The organism is Streptomyces sp. NBC_00212, from assembly GCF_045206365.1.
Taxonomy (GTDB): Bacteria; Actinomycetota; Actinomycetes; order Streptomycetales; family Streptomycetaceae; genus Streptomyces.
Genome location: NZ_CP108115.1, coordinates 7,945,029 through 7,967,073 on the forward strand (window position 1 = coordinate 7,945,029; position 22,045 = coordinate 7,967,073).

At 69.8% G+C, this 22,045-nt stretch carries 18 protein-coding genes and 1 pseudogene; 9 read left to right on the top strand and 10 right to left on the bottom strand.

Going from position 1 to position 22,045, the window contains the following annotated elements; all coding sequences use genetic code 11:
- Positions 1-65: 65 nt before the first annotated feature.
- Both OHA17_RS36285 and OHA17_RS36290 read right to left on the bottom strand, forming a co-directional pair.
- Positions 66-1,370, bottom strand: a complete 1,305-nt coding sequence (locus OHA17_RS36285) for a lanthionine synthetase C family protein (RefSeq protein ID WP_406510029.1) — start codon at positions 1,368-1,370, stop codon at positions 66-68.
- Entirely contained in the window at positions 1,367-4,507 is a 3,141-nt protein-coding gene (locus tag OHA17_RS36290; protein WP_406510030.1) for a lantibiotic dehydratase, read from the bottom strand. The genes OHA17_RS36285 and OHA17_RS36290 overlap by 4 nt, the downstream gene beginning before the upstream one ends.
- Before the next feature lie 248 nt (positions 4,508-4,755).
- On the opposite strand from OHA17_RS36290, the gene OHA17_RS36295 reads away from it, so the two are divergent.
- On the top strand, positions 4,756-4,896 hold the full coding sequence (locus OHA17_RS36295) for a hypothetical protein (RefSeq protein ID WP_385016060.1): 141 nt from the start codon (positions 4,756-4,758) through the stop codon (positions 4,894-4,896).
- Between the two features lie 631 nt (positions 4,897-5,527).
- Here the strand turns inward: OHA17_RS36295 and OHA17_RS36300 are convergent.
- Positions 5,528-6,172 (bottom strand): dihydrofolate reductase family protein, encoded by a 645-nt coding sequence (locus OHA17_RS36300; RefSeq protein ID WP_406510031.1) that lies wholly within the window; start codon positions 6,170-6,172, stop codon positions 5,528-5,530.
- Between the two features lie 303 nt (positions 6,173-6,475).
- On the opposite strand from OHA17_RS36300, the gene OHA17_RS36305 reads away from it, so the two are divergent.
- Positions 6,476-6,844: a DUF4190 domain-containing protein gene (locus tag OHA17_RS36305; protein ID WP_406510032.1), complete on the top strand. Its 369-nt coding sequence runs from the start codon at positions 6,476-6,478 to the stop codon at positions 6,842-6,844.
- A 134-nt stretch (positions 6,845-6,978) separates the two neighbouring features.
- Here the strand turns inward: OHA17_RS36305 and OHA17_RS36310 are convergent, their stop codons facing one another.
- Together OHA17_RS36310 and OHA17_RS36315 are read right to left on the bottom strand one after the other, a co-directional pair.
- Positions 6,979-8,091, bottom strand: a complete 1,113-nt coding sequence (locus OHA17_RS36310) for a SagB/ThcOx family dehydrogenase (protein WP_406510033.1) — start codon at positions 8,089-8,091, stop codon at positions 6,979-6,981.
- A 286-nt stretch (positions 8,092-8,377) separates the two neighbouring features.
- Positions 8,378-9,598: a metallophosphoesterase gene (locus OHA17_RS36315; protein ID WP_406510034.1), complete on the bottom strand. Its 1,221-nt coding sequence runs from the start codon at positions 9,596-9,598 to the stop codon at positions 8,378-8,380.
- Between the two features lie 574 nt (positions 9,599-10,172).
- On the opposite strand from OHA17_RS36315, the gene OHA17_RS36320 reads away from it, so the two are divergent.
- The gene (locus tag OHA17_RS36320; RefSeq protein WP_406510035.1) at positions 10,173-11,279 is read left to right on the top strand and encodes a serine hydrolase domain-containing protein; all 1,107 of its coding nucleotides are present in this window, start codon (positions 10,173-10,175) and stop codon (positions 11,277-11,279) included.
- Between the two features lie 207 nt (positions 11,280-11,486).
- Here OHA17_RS36320 and OHA17_RS36325 read toward each other — a convergent pair whose 3' ends face one another.
- Together OHA17_RS36325 and OHA17_RS36330 are read right to left on the bottom strand one after the other, a co-directional pair.
- A complete protein-coding gene (locus tag OHA17_RS36325) occupies positions 11,487-11,726 on the bottom strand; it encodes a hypothetical protein (RefSeq protein WP_406510036.1) in 240 nt (79 codons plus the stop codon).
- A 273-nt stretch (positions 11,727-11,999) separates the two neighbouring features.
- Positions 12,000-13,985, bottom strand: coding sequence for an ATP-binding protein (locus OHA17_RS36330; RefSeq protein ID WP_406510037.1), 1,986 nt, complete (start codon positions 13,983-13,985; stop codon positions 12,000-12,002).
- 974 nt (positions 13,986-14,959) lie between these two features.
- On the opposite strand from OHA17_RS36330, the gene OHA17_RS36335 reads away from it, so the two are divergent.
- Together OHA17_RS36335 and OHA17_RS36340 are read left to right on the top strand one after the other, a co-directional pair.
- Positions 14,960-15,346, top strand: coding sequence for a hypothetical protein (locus OHA17_RS36335; RefSeq protein WP_053729052.1), 387 nt, complete (start codon positions 14,960-14,962; stop codon positions 15,344-15,346).
- A 227-nt stretch (positions 15,347-15,573) separates the two neighbouring features.
- Positions 15,574-16,386 carry a hypothetical protein gene (locus tag OHA17_RS36340; protein ID WP_406510038.1) on the top strand — a complete coding sequence of 271 codons (813 nt, stop codon included), beginning with the start codon at positions 15,574-15,576 and terminating at the stop codon, positions 16,384-16,386.
- 263 nt (positions 16,387-16,649) lie between these two features.
- On the opposite strand, the gene OHA17_RS36345 is transcribed toward OHA17_RS36340, so the two are convergent.
- Complete coding sequence (locus OHA17_RS36345; protein WP_267887053.1) at positions 16,650-16,784, bottom strand: hypothetical protein; 135 nt, start codon at positions 16,782-16,784, stop codon at positions 16,650-16,652.
- On the opposite strand from OHA17_RS36345, the gene OHA17_RS36350 reads away from it, so the two are divergent.
- The 4 genes and pseudogenes from OHA17_RS36350 to OHA17_RS36365 all read left to right on the top strand — a co-directional run.
- Positions 16,783-17,187 carry a hypothetical protein gene (locus tag OHA17_RS36350; protein ID WP_406510039.1) on the top strand — a complete coding sequence of 135 codons (405 nt, stop codon included), beginning with the start codon at positions 16,783-16,785 and terminating at the stop codon, positions 17,185-17,187. The genes OHA17_RS36345 and OHA17_RS36350 overlap by 2 nt on opposite strands.
- 312 nt (positions 17,188-17,499) lie before the next feature.
- Positions 17,500-18,036 (top strand): TetR/AcrR family transcriptional regulator, encoded by a 537-nt coding sequence (locus OHA17_RS36355; protein WP_406510907.1) that lies wholly within the window; start codon positions 17,500-17,502, stop codon positions 18,034-18,036.
- Between the two features lie 83 nt (positions 18,037-18,119).
- Positions 18,120-19,100 (top strand): zinc-binding dehydrogenase, encoded by a 981-nt coding sequence (locus OHA17_RS36360; RefSeq protein ID WP_406510040.1) that lies wholly within the window; start codon positions 18,120-18,122, stop codon positions 19,098-19,100.
- A gap of 50 nt (positions 19,101-19,150) precedes the next feature.
- Positions 19,151-19,768, top strand: a pseudogene (locus tag OHA17_RS36365) (cation diffusion facilitator family transporter); the annotation flags it as partial.
- A 212-nt stretch (positions 19,769-19,980) separates the two neighbouring features.
- Here OHA17_RS36365 and OHA17_RS36370 read toward each other — a convergent pair.
- Both OHA17_RS36370 and OHA17_RS36375 read right to left on the bottom strand, forming a co-directional pair.
- Positions 19,981-21,258, bottom strand: a complete 1,278-nt coding sequence (locus tag OHA17_RS36370; RefSeq protein ID WP_406503276.1) for an IS701 family transposase — start codon at positions 21,256-21,258, stop codon at positions 19,981-19,983.
- A 121-nt stretch (positions 21,259-21,379) separates the two neighbouring features.
- Complete coding sequence (locus OHA17_RS36375; protein WP_406510041.1) at positions 21,380-21,874, bottom strand: trypsin-like serine protease; 495 nt, start codon at positions 21,872-21,874, stop codon at positions 21,380-21,382.
- Positions 21,875-22,045: the final 171 nt, after the last annotated feature.

Genomic DNA, 22,045 nt, shown 5'->3' on the forward strand with positions numbered 1-22,045 from the left:
TCGCCGGGGACCGGGGTCGCCGCGCGGGGCGGCGGGCCCGCGGGGGCAGCCCGATGCGCCGCGCGTCAGCACAGCAACAGGGCTGCCTGCCAAGGGAGTTCACCGCTCGGCGCGTCCGGGGTCGTCGCGAAGCGCAGAGCCAGCGCCGCGCCCGCCGCCCCGTCGAGAAAGCCGGGCCGGTGCACGACGCCGGAGTCCCCGGGTTCGACCGCGGCCCACAGGAACGGATGGGCCGGATCGGCGACAGATACCAGACGATCCGTCAACTCCGCCACGTGCACGGTCAGTTCGGCGCCTCCGGGCTCGCGGGCCATCAGGGACACGATCGTGGCGAACCCCGCCAGGCCGTGACACAGCGTGGGGTCGCCGAAGGCGGGGACTCCGCCCGGCCTGCAGGCCGCGGCGACCGCGCCGATCGCCTCGCGGTTCCATTCGGGCTCCTTCAGCGCCAGTGCGGCCAGCTGGAGGGCGCGCGCCACCCCGGGCGTGCCGTAGCACCAGCCCGTGCGGGCCTCGGCCAGCTCGGGCCGGCCACCGGCGGCGGCAGTTGACTCGGCCTCCATCGGCACCACGTTGGGCCAGCCCGCCCCGTCCGGGCTGCGCCGGGCAAGCAGCCACTCGGCGATGGTGCGGATGGCCTGCTCCTGGCCCGGTACCCGCACGCCCGCGCGGTGGGCGAGGGACAGCAGCGCGAGCGGACCCGGGATGCCGTGGGCGAGCCCGACGTTGAAGTGCCCGCCGGGGATTCCGGCCGGCTCGCTGTACAGGATCGGATCAGCGGTCCACCAGCCCGGCACCCGCCGGCCGTCCGGGGTGGTCACGGGCCGGGTGAGTGCGACGAGGTGAGCCAGGACCAGTTCGGTGGTGCCCCGGTGTTCGGGCCCCGCCGCCAGCAGCAGGCGGCCGAGGCCGGAGAGGCCCGCCACCACGTCGTACCCGGCCATCGAGGCTCCCGCCGTCCCCGCCGCGACCCGGGGTGCGTCCTCCTCGACGAGCCTGCGCGCCAACAGGGCAGTCTGGGAGTCCAGTTGGGACAGCAGGCCGCCGTACTCGCCGGGGCGCGTGACGGCGGTCCGGGCCGCGAAGGCGACCGCGGGCAGCCCCGCGTACAGCCCCTCCCGCAGAGGCCTGCGTGCCCCGGTGACCGCCGCCGACAGATGGGCGTGCGCGACCTTGGCGTACCCGGGTTCGCCGTGGGCCAGCGTCGCGAAGAGCAGCCCCACTCCGGCATGGCCGTCCGCGAGGGACTGGGCGTGCCACAGGGAGCGGGTCCTGGCCAGCTCGGGGGTTTCGGCGGCGGCCACCCGTGCGGCCAGCGCCGCCGGATCGGCCAGGCGCTCGGCCAGCTCCACGACGAGGTTCTCGGTCATGCGCGGGCCCTTTCCCGGTCGAGGTGCGCCTGGACCGTGCCACGGGCCACGGCCAGCGTCTGCGCCTCGGCGGTACGGTCCGTGCCCAGGCGCCGGTTGCAGTGCATGTGGACGAGCGAGGCCAGCACGCCGTCGGGGGAGACGCTCAGCGCGCCCCGCTCCTGCTGCGCACGCACCAGCCGCCCGAAGCGCTCCGGCGCCGCGTGGTACGGCTGCGCCACCGGATCCGGCAGGCCGTCCGGGGTGATCCGGGCGAGCGCCGCCCGCCTGCGTGCGGCGAACGCCTTGTGGTGCTCCTCCCGCTTGGGGTACGTCCCGGTGAGCCAGCCCCGCCAGTCGCCGCCGTAACCGCGGTGGAACGCCCGCACCAGTTCGGTCACGTCGTAGGCGGTGGACAGGATCCGGTCGTTCGCGGGAGCCCTGAGCCGCTCCAGTACGAGCCGGCTGTCCGCGTGGAAGACCTCTTCGGCGGCTCCGAGCAGCGCCGGACCGCCGTAGCGTTCGGTCTCGGGCGCGTAGCTGTCCAGACGCAGCCCGCGGGCGAGCCCCTCTGCGGCCAACTGCCCGGCCAGATCGTGCAGTTGGGGCAGGACGACGCCGTTGAGCAGCGCCGGGTCGCCGTGCAGCCTCAGCCGCAGGTGCGGGTCGGGGTCCGCGTACCGCAGGAAGAACCAGCGATCGACGCCCCCCTGCCCGCCCGGCTCGGAACCCGGCCCGGTCAGGAAGCGGAGCAGCGGCCCGGTCAGGAGCTCGTCCTGGCGTTCCGCCGAGGTGTAGAGCGTCGCGTAGAGCCACGGGCCGCCGGGCGGGATCTCGCCGGTGCCGCGGCGCACGGTCGCGCGGGTGGTGCGCACGGGGGCCGCGGTCGGCTCAGGCCGCAGCGGCGTCAGCGTCACCACCGCCTCCACCTCGTGGGCGCCACCGGGCCCGTGCAGCCAGCCGCCGTCGGCGGGGTGGCCGAGGGGCAGCTCATGCACGAGCGCCGAACCCGTCCGCTCGCTCTGGCGGCGCAGGATCTCCCGATGCGCCGGAACGGCGAGGTTGATCGGGATGCGGTGGTCGCCGACGGAGAGCTGGACGTGGTCGGGCACCTGCCAGAGCGTGCGCCAGGCGTCGAGCGGCGGACCGTCCGCGTCGAGCCGCCAGCGGGCCGGGCTCAGGACGGTGCGACCGGTGCGCACGGCGGGCAGGAACGGCAGGTCCTCCGCGGCCCCCCACTCCCACAGCCGCCACTGCTTGCGGCCGAACGCGGCGGCTTCGATGAGGAAGCGCACCGCGTTGGGCGCGGTCAGTTCCCGGTTGAGCACGTGGAGCGCCGACGGAGTGAGCTCCTGCCCCAGCTCCGTGGACACGATCCGGAATCCCTCGGAGTCGGCGCTGACGGCGATGGAGTCGAGCGTGAGGTCGGTGACGCCGGGTGTGGCGGGGCCGGGGTGTGCTCCGACGACCAGACGTGTGTCCAGCCAGGTCGGTACCTGGGCGACGTTGGCGTGCCGGTGGTGCGACGCCTGGTGGTGGACCTGTACGGGCAACCGCCCGGTGGACTCGCGCGCGGTACGCACCGTCCGCCGGATCGCCTCGGCCTGCGCGGGCGGGAAGAGGTGGGCGAACCGTCCCATCAGGCCGGCCGACGCGGTGGCCGCACCGACGAGCACCAGGGTGAAGTCGCCCCGGTCCACCGCACCGGCCGATTCCGCGGCCACCGACACGACGAGTTCGAGGGCCGGAGGCCGCACGGCGCCGGCCGTCTCGTCCCGGTCGGCCGACTCGAACCGGAGCAGCCACTCCTCGTCCAGGACGACCTCGCGCGCCCCGCGCGCCTGCGCCTCGGCCGCGAGCCTCAGCAGCAACCGCTGCCGCTCGGGCCCCAGGGGCGCGGGGCCCGCGTCGGGGCGGTGACTCGGGGGCAGCCGGTAGCCGGCCGGGGCGCCGAGGCCGACGTCGGGGTCGAGGACCTCCTTGACGGGCACGAGGCGTCCGAGCCCGTACCGCTCCACGAAATCCTGGTGGTACGCCGTCAGCCGGCCCGGCCCCGGGGGCGAGAGGCGCCACAGGGCGGCGCCCGCACGCTCCAGTTCCTCGGCCACCGCGTGCGAGAGCACGGCGGTGCCCTCCAGGCGCAGGTCAACTTGAACGGCGTCCGCCGAGACGGCCGGGCGGCCCGCGGCCGGGCCGGGGCCCGAGGCCGCGTCCGTGCCCGGCACCGGCTCGGGGCCCGAGGCCGCGCACTCAAGTGCCGTGCGCCAGGCGGCACTTCCCTCGCCGAGTGGGGTGCGGCGGTAGTCGTCCAGGGATACGCGCAGTTCGGCGATCCACTCGGCGGCGCGAGTGCCGGGCGGGAGCAGCGCCTCGACGTGTGCCAGCGGATCGGGAGCGTCCAGCGGCGGACGCAGCTCCGTCAGCAGTACCTCCGCGCCGATCAGCTGGGCGACGAGGCCGGCCACGGCACCATCGGGTGCGCCGGGGAACCGGGCTTCGACCGCCCGGATCAGCTCGTCACAGCGGACGGGGCGAGCGGCGGCCTCGACCACGGCGCGCACGACCGGAGTGTGGCGGAGCGTCCGGGACGTGGGACGGTCTCCCGGCGCGCCGCCGGAACCCGAAGCTGCCGCGTCCGGACCCGGTGCGGCCGGGGCGAACGGCAGGACCAGACGCCCGCCGCGCACGAAGCACAATCCGTTCACCACCACACTCAGTCCCCGGTGCACCGCGGGATCGCGCTCCCACTGGGCGACCAGCCGGGCCAGCCGCCCGGCGTCGGGCCGCACCGCCCGGTGCGCCCCGCCGGTGAGCTCTCCCTTGGTGGCCGCGCCGAACGAGCCCCACAACACCCCCGCGAGCAGACCGAAGGGGGTGGGCCGTGACGCGGCCCGGAGCAGATACCGGGTCACGGCCCGATGGGCCTTGCGCAGATCGGAAGCGGCTACGGGTGAGCCCGAGAGGACGGCGTCCACCGTACGGGCGAGTGAGGGACTGGAGACGTCCAGCGCCTCGCGGAAACGCGCGTCGGCGAGCAACTCCACGAGGTGGGCCCGGAGTTCGCCGACCTCCCGGCCGGTCCCGTCAGGTTGCTCACGCGCCCCGTCCCACCAGGTGGCGCGCACGCTGGAGCGGGCCAGGAGAGGCGTCCTCAGCAACACTCCGTCCGCGCAGCGAAATACCGGTTCCACGCCATGGCCACGCCGCATCTCCGCCACGCCCCCCAACTTGATGCCCCATGAAACGGACTGGGTAATTCTCGGCTTCTTCCTCGGGAATGCCTCGCCACACTAACCCCGCCCGTCCCTTCCCGTAACCCCTTGACTGTGTCCACCGCTGCTGCCTAGATTCCGTTTCTGTCGCCGAAATGGCGGCGATTCGACAGGTTCCAGAGGAAGGAATTCCCATGTCCGAAAACATGACGGACCTCTTCGACATCGACCTCACCGAGACCGCCATCCAGGACGTCGAGTCGGAGGGTGCCGCAGGTGCCATTTCCGGCGAGGGCACCTGCTTCCGCACGTGCACGACCTGCGCCCTCTGCTGACGCAGGCCGCCTGAAGCCGGTTCCGGCTGGCGCGCTGCGCAGCCGGAACCGGCCTTGTCGGGCTGGCGAATTTTCGAGATACCGCCGCGCCTCCGCCCCGCCCCGACGTTCTGGCCGCCGAGCGGTGATGTCGTGGCCAGGGCAACAGAAATTGCCCTTTCGGGCACAGGGCGATGGCGCGGCCGGGCACAACCTCCCAGGCTTCTACCTCACCGTTGACGCGGAGGAATCCATCGGTGAGGCTCTTTGGTGCAGCAACCGCAAAAGGGTGTGCCGTTGCAGAGAAATTGAGAGCGCGGATTGCTCGGCCGAATGCGTACGAGCGCGTCGTGTATCGCGTACTGCGCTTGTGTAATTCTGCCTGCATTTCGGCAGCCCGGAGTTTTCGGTGTTCCCGGTCGCCCGTGTCCGCGTATCCGCGTATCCGCGTATCCGAGAGCTGACCGTCCGCGCTCGACACCGGAAGCCCGCTGTTCTTCGACCACCGCGACCCCGAGATCGTCGCCAGGCTGGGCGGGCACCGCCTCGACTCCTGACCCGTACTCGTACCCGCATCGCGGGGGCGAGCCAGCAGGGCCGGCAGCGGCCGGCAGCCCGAGCCGCCGGCCGCTGCCCGCCCTGAACCCCCGGGTCACCTTCTCCAGAACAAGTGGTGCCGCACGCCGCTGGGGCTCGGCACGACCTCCAGGTGGAACCGGTCGAGGAGGTCATCGGGTGAGTCCCAGAGCCGTAGTCCGGACCCGAGCTCGAACGGCGAGACGGCTACGTGCAGGGTGTCGACGAGCCCGGCGTCGAGGAACTGGCGGATCGTGGTGACCCCGCCGCCGAGTCGTACGTCCTTGCCCTGCGCCGCCTCCCGCGCCTCCTTCAGGACCGCGGCAGGCTCGGCATCGGTGAAGTGGAACGTGGTGTCGGAGAGCGTGAACGACGGACGCAGGTGGTGCGTCATCACGAACACGGGCGTGCGGAACGGCGGCTCCTGCCCCCACCAGCCCTGCCACTCGTGGTCCTGCCACGGGCCGCGCTGGGGCCCGAACTTGTTGCGCCCCATGATCTCGGCGCCGATGTTGTGGGCGAAGTCCCGCGTGAAGTAGTCGTCGAGGCCGCGGCTCCCGCCGGGATCCGTGCGCATGGGCCAGCTCGCGGTGGCTCCGGCCCAGGAGAACAGCCTCTCGGGGTGCTCAAGGCCGAACGGCAGCTCAAGACTCTGGTGCTCACCGGCACCGACGCCGTCGCTCGACACGTTGAAGTTCATGACTCTCAGCAGTTGAACCATGGGATCTCCTGTCAGGTCCTGTCGCGCCATTGTGCGGCGAGGCGCCGCTCACCATGACGTCGAACGGGGCGTGGCGAAATCGACAGCCGCCCGGAACTTTCTTGTGGCGGCGTCCATGGGCGCCGGTACGGGTGGCCGGGAGGGGGCCGGATAGTTATTGATCATGATGACGCGGTGGGCTGCTTGACCGGCATGGTCACCCGCGGTGACCTGCTGGCCCGGCTGCTGCACCCGCAGGCCGCCTGAGCGAGGGGGAGGGGGCGCAGGCCGGCCCTGTCCTCCGGCTCGATAGCGTTACTCCTCATGAGCACGACATCCCGGACGACGGATCCCTCCCAGGCGGCCTGGCTGCCCGGCAACAGACCGGCCCGGGTGAGCGTCTACGCCGCCGTCGGCAGCGTCATCTACGCCAGCGGCTCCGTCATGGGCGGGTGGCTGGCGGTGACCTACTCTGCCGCGATCCTCAGCCTCCTGGTCGTGTGCGCGCTCGTCACGATCGTCTCGGGCCACATGGGCCGGTGGCGCGCCAAGCGCCGGGGGCTGGACGGCCGTTGGATCTCCCTGCTGGCCATCCTGGTGGGCTGGCTGTGCATCCTGTACGCCGTGGTCGTCAATCTCATCGTGATGGGACTGATCGCGGGGCTGGCAGTCCTGGTCGGCCCCAGCAACTGATCATCGTTCAACTGCCCGTGCACTACGTGGTTGTACAGCCACACCGGAAAACGGCGGTCAGCGTGTGGTCGTGCCCGTCGAAGAGGAAGGCCGTGTCGTAGGGGGTGCCGCACTCCTAGGCCGTGTCCGATGGGTCAGTTGTCAGACCGTCCCGGTTGTCCGTGGCGCAGGGTCGTGTGGCGGAAGGCGTTCAGGTCGGCGGTGTCGGTTGAAGTGTCGGAGGTTGGGTGTCCGGCAGCGAGGGCGTAGAGGGTGCTGTGGGTGGCGGTGTCGAGCCCGAGGCGGTCTTCGACGGCGGTGTCGTCGAAGGCGGCGCTCTGGAAGGGGCCCAGGCCCAGGGCTGTGGCGGCCAGGGCGAAGGTCTGCCCGAGGTGTCCGGCGTTCAGGTGGCTGACCCGGTAGGCGCGGGGGTGTCGGTACTTGGCGCGCATACGTTCCCATGCGGCGACCACGAACACGATGAAGGCCGCCTGGTCGATGCCCTCCTGGTGCGCGCACAGGGCTCCGGCTTCGGTGTGGGTGAAGCCTTCGCGCAGCAGCTCCAGGCTGTGTTCGCGGGCGTTGTAGTGGTACAGACCGGCAGGGATGCCGGTGACGTTGGGGGCGGCGAGGTAGGCGTCGAGTTCCTGCCGGGCTCCGCCGGAGGGGCTGGTGCGCCGGATGAGGGCCCCGTACTCGAAGCCGTCGATGAACTCGGCAGGGCCGAAGACGGTACGGAGCAGGACCGCGAGATCGTGCAGGCTCACGGGCTGGGCGCTGAAGGAGCGGTGTGTGCGCCTGCGGTAGAGGGTCTGCTCCAGCGGTGCGGACAGGCGAGGGTCCGGTGTACGGGGCAGCAGGATGCAGTCGGCCTCGGGGTACTCGGTGAACAGCGCCGCACGCCCGTCGCGGGTGAGGTGCTGACGCAGCTCGGGGGTGGCTGTCTCGAAGGGGACGTCGCGCGTGGCGTAGTGGAAGAAGGATGCTTCCGGTGACCAAGGTGACCAAGGTGCCCAGGCGTCCGCCAGGCGCTCGTCCTCTTCGGCCTCGGGGCTGCCTTCTGCGGCCAGCAGACCGCATTCGAGCAGTGTTCCGGCCGCCTTCACCACCGTCTCGGGATGCAGGTGGTCCAGGGTTTCGGCCGCTTGGGCGGGGGTGGTCCAGGTGTCGAAGGCGCTGAGGATCTCAGCGGTCGAGGGGTGCAGAGCGACCGGCGCGTGCCCCCGGTAGGCATGGGCGACGAAGTCCCCCCCCGGTGCCAGTAGCACGTCATGCCTCTCAGCCGCCGCAGCCGCACATCCACTCCTCTACTCACGAGACCGATCCCTGATCTGCCCAAGGGCGCGGGCCGGCAGCGGCAGATACCGCGCCGGCTCGCCCCTCGGGTCACTTGTGAAGGAAAGCGCCGGTGCGGCGCTCTTCCCGCTGGACGGGCACAGGCTTGATCTCGATCTCACGCATGCTGGACACCTCCTTCGAAGACCCATCGGACGAGCCGTAGGTGCGGCGGACCCAGAGGAACCGGTCCATGCGGGATTTCCGGCCCGCTCTGTGTTACGGCGTGGGGGGCCGCTGTGGGGAGCGGAGTGTGAGCAGGGTGATCTCGCTGGGAGCGAAGATGCGGAACGGCGGGCCCCAGAAGCCGGTGCCGCGGCTGGTGTAGAGGAGGGTGCGGGCGCCGTGGCGGGTGAGGCCGGCGAGGGTGGGTTGGTCGATGCGGACGAGGTGGTGGAAGGGCCAGATCTGGCCGCCGTGGGTGTGGCCGGAGAGTTGGAGGTCGATGCCGCTTGCTGCGGCCCGGTCGACGAACTTGGGCTGGTGGGCCAGGAGCAGGACGGGCAGGTCGGGGTCGGCGCCGTGCAGGGCTCCGGCGAGGTGGGCGCGGTGGCCGGGTAGGCCGGAGGAGTCGGCGGTGACGTCGTCCACGCCGGCGACCACGAGGGTGTCGCCGCCGCGTTCGAGCAGCAGATGGCGATTGCGCAGCGGCTCCCAGCCCAGCTCGTCCATCAGGTCGACCCAGCCCTGGGCCTCGCCGTAGTACTCGTGGTTTCCGGTGACGTAGACCCGGGCCCGGGTCGCCTGAACGGTGGCGAGTGGGGCGGCCTGGGCGCGGCGGCGTTCGGCCGTGCCGTCCGCGATGTCGCCGGTGTGGCAGACCAGGTCGGCCTCCAGGGTGTTCACCGTCTCGCAGACCCGCGCCGACCAGTGGGCGCGGTCGAGGGGGCCGTAGTGGGTGTCGGTGATGAGGACGACGCGTGTCCCGTCCAACCCGGCCCCCAGGCGCGGCAGTTGTACGTCGAGCCGGCGTACCCGTGGTACCCGGCGGGCCTCGGCATATCCCCAGGCGAGCAGCACGGCGGCTGTGCCGAGGACGGCCCAGGTGACGATCCGGGCCCGGTTCTGGCCGTCGCCGACGCCGGTCACGGTCAGGGCGAGCCGCAGCAGGACGCCGAGCAGGACGGACCAGGTGAACAGCACCCAGCCGGTCCCAAGGAGGGTGTCCCCGACGATCGCCGCCCAGTCCTGCTGCCGCCGGCCGTGGCCGCGCATCATCGCGAGCGGCATGGCGATCAGACAGAGGAGGAACAGAGCGGTGCCGCCCAGCGCTACGGGGAGCGGCCAGTGCTGGCCGCCGTGCAGCAGCACCCAGCAGGGCACGGTCCACAGCAGGACGGGGGCGATGAACGGTATGTATCGCATCAGGCGGCGCAGCCGGCTCGGCTGAGTCGCGTGCGCTGCACTGTCGGCGGATCGGGTTTCGCTGGTATCGGTCACGCTTCCCCTCCTCAAATCGACCAGGCTGCCGTCGCGCGCACTGTATCCGGTCGTCCTGGGGGACATTTTGCCGGTCGTTGATGCCCATTTCATCGTCAACGTGGGCGACGGGGCGACCGGCCAGGACCCGATCGATCAGGGGTCATTTGGCCGTGCACCGTCAGTCGCGGAGTGTCATGTCAGAACCCCGCGCATAGGGGGCTGTGGGACAGAACAGGCGATGCAGAACCCCCACTGGCTCGCCTCCATCTGGCGGGGCTCCGTGATGTGAGGGGCCTGGTCCGTTGGCTGACCGGGAGGACGAGAAGGGGCGTGCGTGACTGTGGAGTTGGTGTGAGTGAGGCTCCCGCGCCGCTGCGAGCCCGGCTCGTCCTCGCGCGGGCGGAAGGCTCCCGGTGGTAAACGATCGCCGCGCCCCGGTCATGCACGTGACCGGCCAAATGCCTCAACAAGGCGTCATGGCATAGGGGTTGCCCGGCTTCCCGCGCGGAACGGCTCCATCGTCGGCTGTCCGAACGCGACGTAGCTTCTCGGTGGTCAAACCAGGATCCCAGCGTCCGATTGGAGGAGTCGTATGGGCACTTCACACTTCCCCACCGATGCCGACGAGCACATGGCTCCCGTCGCCCCGCAGGTCCGCGAGGTGATCGAGCACGCTGTCCGCGAGGGCGTGCCCGGCATGGTTGCTCGGACCCGTGACGGTGACCGGGTCTGCTGGTCGGCGGCGGGTGTCGCGGACATGCGTAGCGGCCGGACCCGTGTTCCGCGGGAGCGGTTCCGGGTCGGCAGCGTGACCAAGGCGTTCACCGCGGCGGTGGTGCTGGGGCTGGCCGCCGAGGGCAGGCTCGGCCTGGACGACACGGTGGACCACTGGCTGCCGGGCCTGCTGCACGGCAACGGGCACGACGGCAGCCGTGTCACCGTCCGGCACCTGATCCGCCAGACCAGCGGCGTCTTCCCCTTCGGCATGGACCCTGCCAGGATGGAACGCTTCTTCAACCCTGGTTTCCTCACAGGCCGCTTCGACCGGCTCACACCGCAGGCGCTGGTGCGGATCGCGGTGGGTCACCCCGCCCAGTTCCCGCCCGGCGAGGGCTGGGCCTACAGCAACACCAACTACATCCTCGCCGCGATGATCGCCGAGCAGGCGGGTGGGCTGCCGTTCGCCGAGCTGTTGACGGCGCAGGTGACCCGCCCGCTCCAGTTGGCCGGCACCTACATGCCCGGCGACGAGATGGAGATCCAGGGCACCCACCCCCGGCACTATTCCAAGAACGCTGCCGACAGCGACCTCGCCGCCCCCGTGCACGACTCCGTCGCCTGGGCCGCCGGCGGGATCGTCTCCACCTGCGGTGACCTCGACCGCTTCCTCACCACCCTCCTCCACGGCGAACTGATGCCGCCTCAGCAGCAGCACGAGATGTTCACCACCACCCCGGTGCCGCCCGGCGTCTGGATCGACGGAGCCCACTACGGTGTCGGCATCTGCTCCATGCCCCTGCCCAACGGCCGAACCGCCTGGGGCGTCGGCGGCATGATCCAGGGCTCCTTCACCTTCGCCATGGGCGACCGCGACGGCCACCGCACCATCGTCACCCAGATGAACTGCGACTGGGCCCCAGCCCACTGGCCCAGCTGGCTCCACCTGCTCGCCGACGTGATAGCAGCCCACCTCTCCTGACAGACCCCGCCGAACACACCAGTCGGACCCCACACACCCGAGCCCAGCTCTGCCAACTCGCGGTCGCTACAGGCGGACGGCGAACAGGCCCCGCAGGCCGTGGTGTAACCCGGGGGAGTCTCGTGCGACAGTCCTCTGCCTGGTGGGCCCCGCTCCGGTTACGGGCCTGGACCATACGGGGCTGGTGTGGAGCATGAGCGGGTCGGGTCAGCCCTGTGCCTTGGTGTGGTCGATGACGGTGGTGAGGGCTTCGGTGGGTGAGAAGTCCACGTATTCGCAGTCCTCAAGTGCCACGGGGGCGTGCCCGGGCGGCCAGTAGAAGGCCTGGCCCGCTTCGTAGATGTCCTCCCCGTCCTTCGTCACCATCTTCAGCCGCCCTTTGAGCATGTAGCCCCAGTGAGGGCAGGCGCAGAGGCCGTCGGGCAGGCCGGTCAGAGCCGGTCTCATATCAGCGCCTTGCGGAAACCGGACGAAGGCCACGGACAGGTCTTCTCCGATCGCTTGCGTACGGAACTCGACGCCTCCGCCTTCGGTCACGACCGGTGTGTCATCCCGAGTCGTCGCCGTCATGGCCGTCTCCATTCGCCGGGCAACGGGGAGTGTCCCTCCTCCAGGCTGGCTCCGGCGGCCGGATCGCGCCACGTCGGCTCGGTGGGTCGGTCCGGGCGGCGGTCGGCCCAGGGACGGGCTTGTTCGAGCTGGGCTGCGAGGCAGTGGTCCTCACTGACGGTTGTTGCTCCATGTGTTCAGGCGGGTGCGGACCGCTTCGGCGTCGCGGTGTTGGAGGTCGTCGAGAATGGCGAGGCTTGCCGTCCAGGAGCGGCGGGCCGCCTGGGTGTCGCCGAGCGCGAGTTGGGTGTCGCCGATGTGGGTGTGGATCTCGGCTTGGAGGAAGTAGTCGCCGATCGACTGACGCAGCCGCAGGGACTCTTGGTAGGCGGGGAGCGCATCCTGGTACTCGCCCAGTTCATGATGGATGAAGCCGATGCTGTCCAGGGTGGATGACTGGGCAGGCAGGTTTCCGCAGGTGCGGGACAGTTCCAGCGCCCGGAGGCAGTACGGGAGTGCTTCGCGGGGTTCGCCGCGCAGGGCCAGGTACCAGCCGATGCTGTTGAGCGCGGTGGCTTGTCCGGTGGGGTCGTCGACAGCCTCGAACAGCTCCAGTGCTGAGCGTGCCTCGGTGATGGCCTTGGCGTAGGCGCGTTCCTCACCGTAGGTGATGGCGATGTCTATCTGGGTCCTGCCCTGACGCGTACGGTCGCCGACCTGGGCGAAGAGGTCGAAGGCGCGACGCAGTCGGACATGGGCTTCGGGCTGGCGGCCCTGGGAGCGGTGTACCTGGCCGAGCCAGCGGTGGGCATGGGCCTGCCGACCGAGATCCCCGGTGCGCTCGGCAGCGGCCAGCGCGATCTCGCTGACCTGCTGCCACTGCTGCCACCGCCCCGACTTGAGCAAGTACGACACCTGCGTCCCGGCGAGCTGCCAGGCGTGATCGGCGAAACCGTCCTGCAGAGCCCGGGCGGCTGTCTGGGCGAGCACCGTCTGCTCGTCCCGATACCACACCAGGGACTGTTGACGGTCCGTCAGATCCTTGGACGTCACGCCGGGGGCCCGTTCCCCGAGGTCCAGCGGGGGCCACGAGGCTTCGTCCGCGTAGGCGAGGGAACCGGCTCGGTGCGAGGAGTGGAGATAGTGGTCGTACATCCGGCGCGCCGACTCCGTCCGCACTTCGGTGGAGTCGTACGCGTCGACCAGCTCGACCGCGTACGCGCGCAGCAGATCGTGGAAGCTGTACCGCTCACCTCCCTGCGTGATGACCAAGTGGGCGCGGTGGAGTTCGTCCAGCAGGCTCCGGGTCGGTGACAGTGGCAGACCGGCCAGGCTCGCCGCGGCGGCGGCGCTGAGGTCCGGGCCAGGGTGCAGGCCGAGCAGCCGGAACAGCCGGGCGCCTTCCGGAGTCAGGGCGCGGTAGGACCAGGAGAGTACGGCCCGGACATCGGCGTAGCCGTCGCCGACCGCGAGCAGGTCCAGCCGGGCGCGGGTGTCGCGCAGTTCGTCGGCCCAGATCCTCAGCGGGGTGTCGGGGTGGGCGGCAGCGCGTGCGGCCGCGATGTTCAAGGCGAGCGGCAGCCGGGCGCACAGTTCGATCAGTTCGTAGGCAGCGTCCGCAGAGCCAAGAACGGACTCGCGGCCAAGCCGACGGCAGAGCAGCTCGTACGCCTCCTCGCGGGAGAGCACGTCGAGTGGCAGCGGAACCGCGCCGTCCAGGGCGATCAGGCCGGAGAGCCGGTTCCTGCTGGTGACGAGTACCAGGCAGCCCTCCGAACCCGGCAGCAGCGGGCGGACCTGCTCCACCTCGCGGGCGTTGTCCAGAACGATCAGCGTGCGCGTGTCGGCCAGTCGGCTGCGGTAGACCGCGAGTTGTCCCTCCGGGTCGGCCGGGATGCGGTGAGCCGGCACGCCGAGTGCGTCCAGGAAGCCGCGCGCAACGCTTGCTGCGTCGACCGGGTCGGCCACGGAGTCGAAGCCGCGCAGGTTCGCGAAGAGCTGGCCGTCGGGGAAGCGGTGGGCCACCTGGTGCGCGAAGTGCAGGGCCAATGAGGTCTTGCCCACTCCGGCGGTGCCGGCGATCGCCGAGATGACGACGGCACCACACCTCGTCTGTCGGTCCCCCAACAGCTCGTCGAGCTGCTTGAGTTCACACATTCGGCCTGTGAAATGACGTACTCCGGAAGGCAGTTGTCGTGGCACATCCGCTGCTTGGACGGTGAGGCCCGGTGCGGTTGCCGATGGCACCGACCGCACCGCATCGCGGGCCTGAGCGATGTGTTGCCACCGTGCCCGCCACCGGGCCTCTTCCTCCGCCATCACACCGCACGCACGGACCAGGGCGAGACATACCTCCAGGCGCGGGAGCTCACGGCGACGCGGACTGAGCGCGTCCGACAACGTGCTGCGCGCGACGCCACTGCGCCGCTGCAGTTCCTGCAGGGACGGCTGGCCCGCCCGCACCTTCAGCGCCCGCAGCTCGCGAATGTAGTCGGCGACGCTCTCCGCCGTCTCCCCCGGTCTTGGGCGTAACTGGTGCTCCATCTTTGCGGCTTCCCCCCTGTGAGCCCCGCTGCCCAGCCGGGCAACCGGATCCGTCCGGACCCGACCGGGAACATTGTCATGCGAGTGCCGACATCTGCAGACTCGATCGCGGACGAAGTGACCAACCAACGGAGAGCTTTTGCCAGCCCTTGGCTCTGCGTGGTGAGTCACCTTCAAACGTCAAGGAAGGGGTCTGAAAGCGGAAAGGATCCGTCGCCGGCGGGGGATGGCAACGGGGATGACAACTCCGCGGGAGAGGCGTAGGACCGAGCGCGAACGGTGGTCCGGTGGGGTGGATTCGACTGCCTGCCGGCTGCCGGACAGATGAATGCCTGCGGAGTTGCCGGACCAGACACCGAGAGTGTCGATGACTGGGCATATCAGGATGGCGCCCGGTCAACGCCTGACGCTTCATCAGCGAAATGGGCGAGAGCAACGCCCCTGCCCCACCGGAGGCTGCCCCGTGCGCAGCCTTGGACGCCGCCGGATGACCGGCGAGGTCCACGCGACGTGTAGCTCCACTCGCACCGCCGCACCACTTCACATCGGTGGTACGGCTTCATCCATGGACTTGAAGGACGGACGACATGCCTCGATTCAGCAAGACTCGCACGCTCGCAACCGCGGTCATCGCCAGCGGTGTCCTCGTCGGTGGCCTGGCCCTGGCGGCTCCGGCCAGCGCCGACGTCAAGCCGATCGACTGCGGTGCTGCCGACGGCCGCGGCGTGACCGTGTACAAGGGCGACCCGAACCACCCCCAGGCGGTTGCCTGTTACGGGTCAACGGGCAGCGGATCCACCACACTCGGCGTCCACCTCCCCGGCACCTCCGCGGTGGGCTCGGGAGTGAACACCGGCTACACCAACTACTACACCAGTGACTACCGCGACGAGGGTGCGCGCTTCAACCCGCATATGACCACGGCCTACATCGACCGTAACTCGCTGACGTACTCCGTCAACATCTGGTCCTAGTAACTCCGTGGTGTGGGCGCCAGGATCGACTGTTGCTGTCGCATCCTGGCGCCCACAGCCCTTGAGCGTCTCCAGGACGGTCCTCAAAAATGAAGCGAAAAGCGATCATACCGGCTTTGGTGTTATCGGTTTCCCTGGTGGGCTGTGGGACGGAATCCGCCAAAGGAAATCCGGGTGTCGGTAGCCAAACGTCGCCGCCGATCGGTCCGGTGGCCACGATCACGTCGGTGGACCAGATCGTGCGTCCTGTCGATCGATATCTCGTCACACCCCAACAAGTGACCACAATTCAGTCCGCGGCGAACATGCTCAACGAAAAATGCATGAAAGAATTCGGGCTGCGAGGAGTGGCAACCGAACTCTTCGGCTTCGACGCGAAATCGATTCGCTATGACAAGACACACGCACCTCTGTACGGATTCTTCGACCCGGCACAAGCCGGCGCGAGTGGTTACGACAGGGTTCCGTCCCAACCCGCACCCGCCCCATCCGGTGCTGTGCCACCGTCGATGGATGCGATGACAGTGGAGCACGGGATGGACGCCGCCGGAAATCCCGTTTCCACCTTTGCCGGTAAGTCCCTTCCGGCTGGAGGCTGCAAGGGGCAGAGTGTGCGCGGAACGGGGGGCGCACTCCCGATACCGGACCCGAAAGCCCTGCCGGACCATGGCCCGCAGATCCCGACCGACGACCCTCGCATTCTCAAAGTCACCGCGGCATGGAGTGCGTGCATGAAGACCAAGGGATTCACCTACTCCAACCCGCAGGACGCGCTGGACAACCCCCAGTTGATACCGAAAACGTCCGAGCGGAACGGCGTGATCTCTGTCCAGCACTCAGCTGATGAGTTGAAGCAGGCGTCGGCGGATGTCGCATGCAAACTGTCCACCAACATGGTCGGAATCTCCCTGGCAGTACAGTCCGCCTACGACACTCGGTATGTCGAAGGGCACACGCAGGCGCTGCGCGAGTACAGCCAGCAGATCGAGGGCCGTGTCCGAGAGGCGGCCCAGATCAGTAAAGAGGAAGCGAAGGGCTGATCGAACACGTTTCGTCGACCGGCCCATCCACCCCACCGCCGCGCTTCCCCGACCGCCCACCCGGTTGCGGAATCATTCGGTGTGCCGGGTAACGGCCCCAGCACGCCGAACTTCATGTTGCCCCCGGCACTTCACTATCAGCGCCGGCTTCACCCCCCGGGCTGACCTCGCACTAGGACGAATCCAGGACGACCGCAGGACCCGTGTCCGTAGCGTCAGCGTGCGGTATCCAGCCGTTCCCGCGCGACGAAAGGAAACGGGGATCAGATGACGAACAAGTTCATGTCGAAGAGATGGGCGTCGACCGCAGTGAAGGCGACGACGGTCGCCATGGCTCTGGGGGCGACGGTCGGTGCGACCGGGGCCGCGGCTGCCGACGCGGCGAGCGTCAGCAGCATGACGCCGACTCACTCAGTGGCTGCTCCTGCGGGTTCGGTGCTGGTCAAGGAGGTCAAGACGGCGCAGGGCACGCTCGACATCTACCGGGACTCCGCTGCGAGGGTCCAGCCCTTCTCCGCGTCCGGCTGCGCAGGTGGCAGCTTCGAGGTCTGCATCAACATCAACGGTAGCGGGACGTACGTCTACTACATCGAGAACTCGACGCACTTCCCCAGCGCCGGCACGGTGAACATGCAGATCAACGGCCCCTCGGGTGTGCTCGCTCAGACGGGTAACTTCTACGAGGGCGGCGGCTGGTACAACGCTGTCTGGAACTTCGACCGCAACGTGACGCCCGGGTACTACTGCGCCACGTCCTTCACCTCCACCTCCCGCCAGGGCGCCTGCGAGACCGTAAGCTGACGCCTCGGCACGACGGGCAGCCGCGCTCTCCGGCGGCTGCCCTCTCCGGGGCTGGGGCTATGCGGGCTCGAACTCGTGGAGTCGACACGGTTTTTCCCGCCTCCTGAGCTATGCGGCGGCCTCGCGTCCGCCCCCCTGATACGAGTCGACACAAGGCCGCCCGGCTGCTGACACGAGAGCGGCACACGGCCGTACAGCGGCTCCACCGGGTCGCTCAGCGGGACTATCCGTGCCCCTCGGACAGCGCCTGGAGAAGGAGCGGCCAGGCTGCGACCTCGAGAGTTCGAGCCCGACACCGTCCTGAACGTGGGCATGCTGCGGTTCTGGGAGCGCGGGTACCGGGCGACGTCCATCGAGGATCTGGTGAAGGCGACCGGGGTCAAGCCGGGGAGCCTTTGCAGCGCCTTCCCGGGCGGTAAGCACGCGCTGTTCCTGAAGTCGTTGGAGCGTTACTCAAGGCTGGTCGTCCCGGAGAAGCTGGGCGAGTTGGAGGCTTCGGGCGCCTCGGTGGCCGAGATCCGCGGCTACTTCGACGGGCTGGTGCGCGACCTGCTCAGCCCCGAGGGTCGACAAGGCTGCCTGCTCGTCAATACGGCGATCGAGAGGGCCGCCGAGGACGACGAGGCGGCGGCCGTCGTGCGTGGCCACATGGCCCGGCTCGAACGGTGCATGACCCACGCGCTGGAGAACGCGGCTCGCAGGGGTCAGGTGCGCGCCTCGCTGGACTGCGCCGGCAGCGCCAAGCTGCTGGTCGCGACATGCCAGGGGCTGATGGTCGTCGGGAAGGTGAATCCCGACGAGACGCTCCTGCGGGCGATCGTCGACAACGCCTTTACTGCTCTCGCCTGACGGCCAGGCGCACGGGCCACCGTACGCGGTGGCTTTTTCTTTGCATCAATAGTTGAATCAGTGCTCAAGAATGGAGCTGGGGCATGAAGGCCATCGTCATCTCCGCTTGCGGCGGCCCCGAGGTTCTCACCCTCACCGAACTGCCCGACCCGGCGCCCGCCGACGGCGAAGTGCTGATCCGGGTCAAGGCGTTCGGCCTCAACCATGCCGAGGCGTACATGCGCAGCGGCGCCTGGGGGAAGGTCGCCGCCGTCCCCGGGATCGAGTGCGCCGGGGTGGTCGAGGCAGACCCATCCGGTGAACTCCCCGTCGGGGCCAGGGCGGTGGCGATCCTCGGCGGCATGGGACGGACCCGCAATGGAAGCTACGCGGAGCTGGTGACCGTGCCGGCGACCAATGTGGTGGCCGTGCGCTCGTCGCTGGACTGGGCCGATCTGGCAGCGGTGCCCGAGGTGTACGCGACGGCGTGGAGCGGCCTGTTCGGCAACCTGGACCTACGACCGGGCGAGACAGTCCTGGTGAGGGGAGCGACCTCCTCGCTCGGCCAAGCCGCCGTCAACCTCGCGGTCGACCACGGCGCGACCGTGCTCGCCACGACCCGGGACTCGCAGCGAGCGCCACTGTTGAAGGAACTCGGGGCCGCCGACGTGCTCATCGACGACGGCGCGCTCGCCGACCAGGTCTCGGAACGGGAGGTCGGCGTCGACGCGGTGTTTGACGTCGTCGGCAACAGCGCCCTGCGCGACTCGCTGGCCCTGGTCCGGCCGCGCGGCCAGGTGTGCCAGCTCGGCTTCCTGGGCGGATTCGAGCCGGTGCGGGACTTCGACCCGATCGCCGATCTCCCCAGCGGGGTCCGACTCAGCTTCTTCGGCAGCGCCTTCGTCCTGGGCACCCCCGCATTCCCGCTCACCGACGTACCGTTGGACGAGATCTACGCCAAGGTCAACGCCGGTGCCCTCCGGGCCCGTCCCACCCGGGTCTTCCGGTTCGACGAGATCGTCGAAGCCCACCGGGCCATGGAGGCGGGAGAGGCCCTCGGCAAGATGGTCGTCACCCTCGGCTGAACCCCCAGCCCCTCCGTCAGCCGCCCAAGGAGCCTGCCGCGCCCGAGGGCTACGGTTTCGGCCGCGCTGAGGACCTGGCTGGCATCTTCATCGTTCTCACCATCGCCTCCTCCTCCGCCCTGGCGGCCTGGGCCGCGATCGACCGGCTGCTGAACCCCCGCGTGATCAGCTACCTGCCCGCGGTCGCCGCCGCCGCGCTGATCGGCTTCATCGGCAACGAGTGGGTGGCCCGCTACCGCATCACCGCCGGCAAGCGCATCGGCTCCGCGGCCATGGTCGCCGACGGCCTGCACGCCCGCACCGACGGTTTCACCTCCCTCGCCGTCCTGCGCGGCGCCCTGCGGGAGGTGTTCCGCCGTCTGATGGACGCCGTCGACCCCGCTCTGATCGACACCGCCGAATCCGCGCTGCGCGAGGTCGACGGTGTTGAGGAGGTGGGCGAACTGCGGATGCGCTGGATCGGCCACCAACTGCGGGCAGAGGTCGCCATCGTGGTGGCCGGAGACCTCAGCGTCCGCGACGCCCACCAGGTCCCTGTCGACGCCGAGCATGCCCTCCTGCACGCCGTGCCCCGGCTGACCGCCGCTCTCGTGCACGCAGATCCGGACACCGGCTACGGCGAGGCGGACCCTCATGCGCCTCTGGCCCACCACCACGCCCACGCCTGAAAGACCCTGGACGTCCTCAACCAAGGAATCGCCCCTCCAGCCTCAGGTGGCGGGCGCGGAACTTCCAGCATCAACACGTGACTTGATGTTCGTCGAAGCGTCTTGAGGGCTAGTAGTACTCCGTTAGGTCGTTCTGGCTCTTGGGTTCTGGCTGGTGGTGGGTGTTCCGGGCAGGGGGCGGTGGCAGGTGGTGCAGGTGCCGGTCCAGCAGTTCAGCAGGTCCTGGATGATGTCGAGAATCTGGTAGAGGGTGAGTCCGGTGTATCGGCTTTTGGGGCCAGGCGCTGTTCGGTGAGGAAGGCGTGGGCGGCGGTGGCCAGGGTGACGTGGTGGTGCCAGCCGGTCCAGGAACGTCCCTCGAAGTGGTCGAGCCCGAGGCCGTGTTTGAGTTCCCGGTAGTCGTGCTCGATGCGCCAGCGGATCTTGGCCAGGCGGACCAGTTCAGCCGACACGGTGTCGGCGGGCAGACTGGACAGCCAGTAGTCGGTGGGCGCTTCGGCGCCTTCGGGCCACTCGACCAGCAGAGTGGCCTCGGGCAGGACCCCGTCCCAGACTCCCTCCTGGGCGGTGGCGGCGGCCTGGACCAGGCGGCGGGCCCGGACCCCGGCCGGCCGCACCCGCAGCGCCAGGAAGTGTGAGCGCATCGGTCCGCGGGAGCCTTCCCGCCAGGTCATCTCGGTGAAGGCCTGCCGTCCCCGGCCGGCCGCCAGCGCGGCCACCGGGGACGGCTTGTCCCGGTAGCGGGGCTGCGGCTTGCGGCCGTTGCCCGACCAGGGCGGCGTGACCGGCCTGGCGTCGTGCGGGTGGACGGCCATATCCGAGCGGACGGCCACGACATAGCCGATGCCCCGCGTGTCCAGACTGTCGCGGAAGTCGGCGTTCTGGCCGTAACCGGCGTCGGCCACCAGGACCGGCGGGCACAACCCCCATCCGGCCAGCTCGTCCAGCATGTCCAGGGCCAGGCGCCACTTCTCCCGGTGCCCGAGCTCCTCGGGTATCCCGGTCCTGCGCCGCCGTTCGGGATCGTCCACCCACTCCTGAGGCACGAACAACCGCCACTGCAGCGGACAGGACGCGGTGTCGGAGACCGCATGCACGCTCACCGCGACCTGGCAGTTGGCCTGCTTGCCCAAAGCCCCGCAGTACTGATGCGCGACCGCCACCGACATCTTCCCGTCCTTGGGAAACGACACATCATCGACCGCCCACGCATCCGGGACGACCTGCGGCACCATCCGCTCAGCAATGCGCCGTCGTACCGGCACCGGGTCCCAGGTCGACTGGTTCACGAACTGCTGCAGGTTCTGCTCGTTACCGTCCGGCAGGCGGCCGGCCATCGCCTGGATCGACTTGCGGCGACCATCCGTCATCAGTCCCCGCAGATAGCAGTCGCTCTTGGCCCGCTGGTCCTTGCGCGGCACCGAGGCGAACACATCCGCCACGAACAACGCCAACTTCGCCCGAACACGCATCACTTCATGTGCGTCCACCCACCCACCATGCTCCCGAACAGGCCCGCCAGGAAGACCTAACGGAGTACTACTAGTCGATTGCTCCAACTCCCCGAGGCTCGGTGCTGGTTCAGTGTCCTGGCCTACGGGGAGGGGATGGTCAGCCCGCGAGGTGGGTGGTGATCCAGGGAACGTAGCTGCCGATGCGGGTGTAGACACCGGGGTAGCCGGCTTGTGCGCAGCCTCGGTGCCATGAGGGCAGGGCCCGCAGGACGGGCAGGCCGAGCAGGTTGTGGGTGACGGCTGGGCCACCCTCGTCACGCGCGCTGAAGTCCTTGCCGCCCTGGGGCAGCCCCGCGCACAGCATGTGTTCGGTGACCTCCTCGGATGCCCCGTACGCAGTTCGACATGTGCCTCGGTCGGCCACGGGAACGTCCACCCTCCTCAAGGCGGCCGGAAGTGAGCCTCCCTGCGAGGTGGCTCCCCAGCCCGCGGTGCTCAGGACGGTGCCGGGGCTGAGGAGGGTCCCGCCGCAGAAGTGGGACGTGGTCTGCAGGCTGACGGCGTACGGGGCATCGCCGCTTGCGGCCGCGACGCCGCTCACGATCGCCTCCGCCGGGGTCGGAGCGACCAGGCCGACACCGATGGCGGCCACAACCGCCGTTCCCGCAGCCGCCACAGCAGTGGCTGATCGGCGCAACCGCCCGGTCAAGCCTGTCACCTTCATCAAGATCTCCTCATCTTCATCTCCATACCGTGCACGGCACAGGTGATGCACAGAGAGTGCCCGGACCGGCACTCGGTATCAGGCGAAGCGGGCTCGACG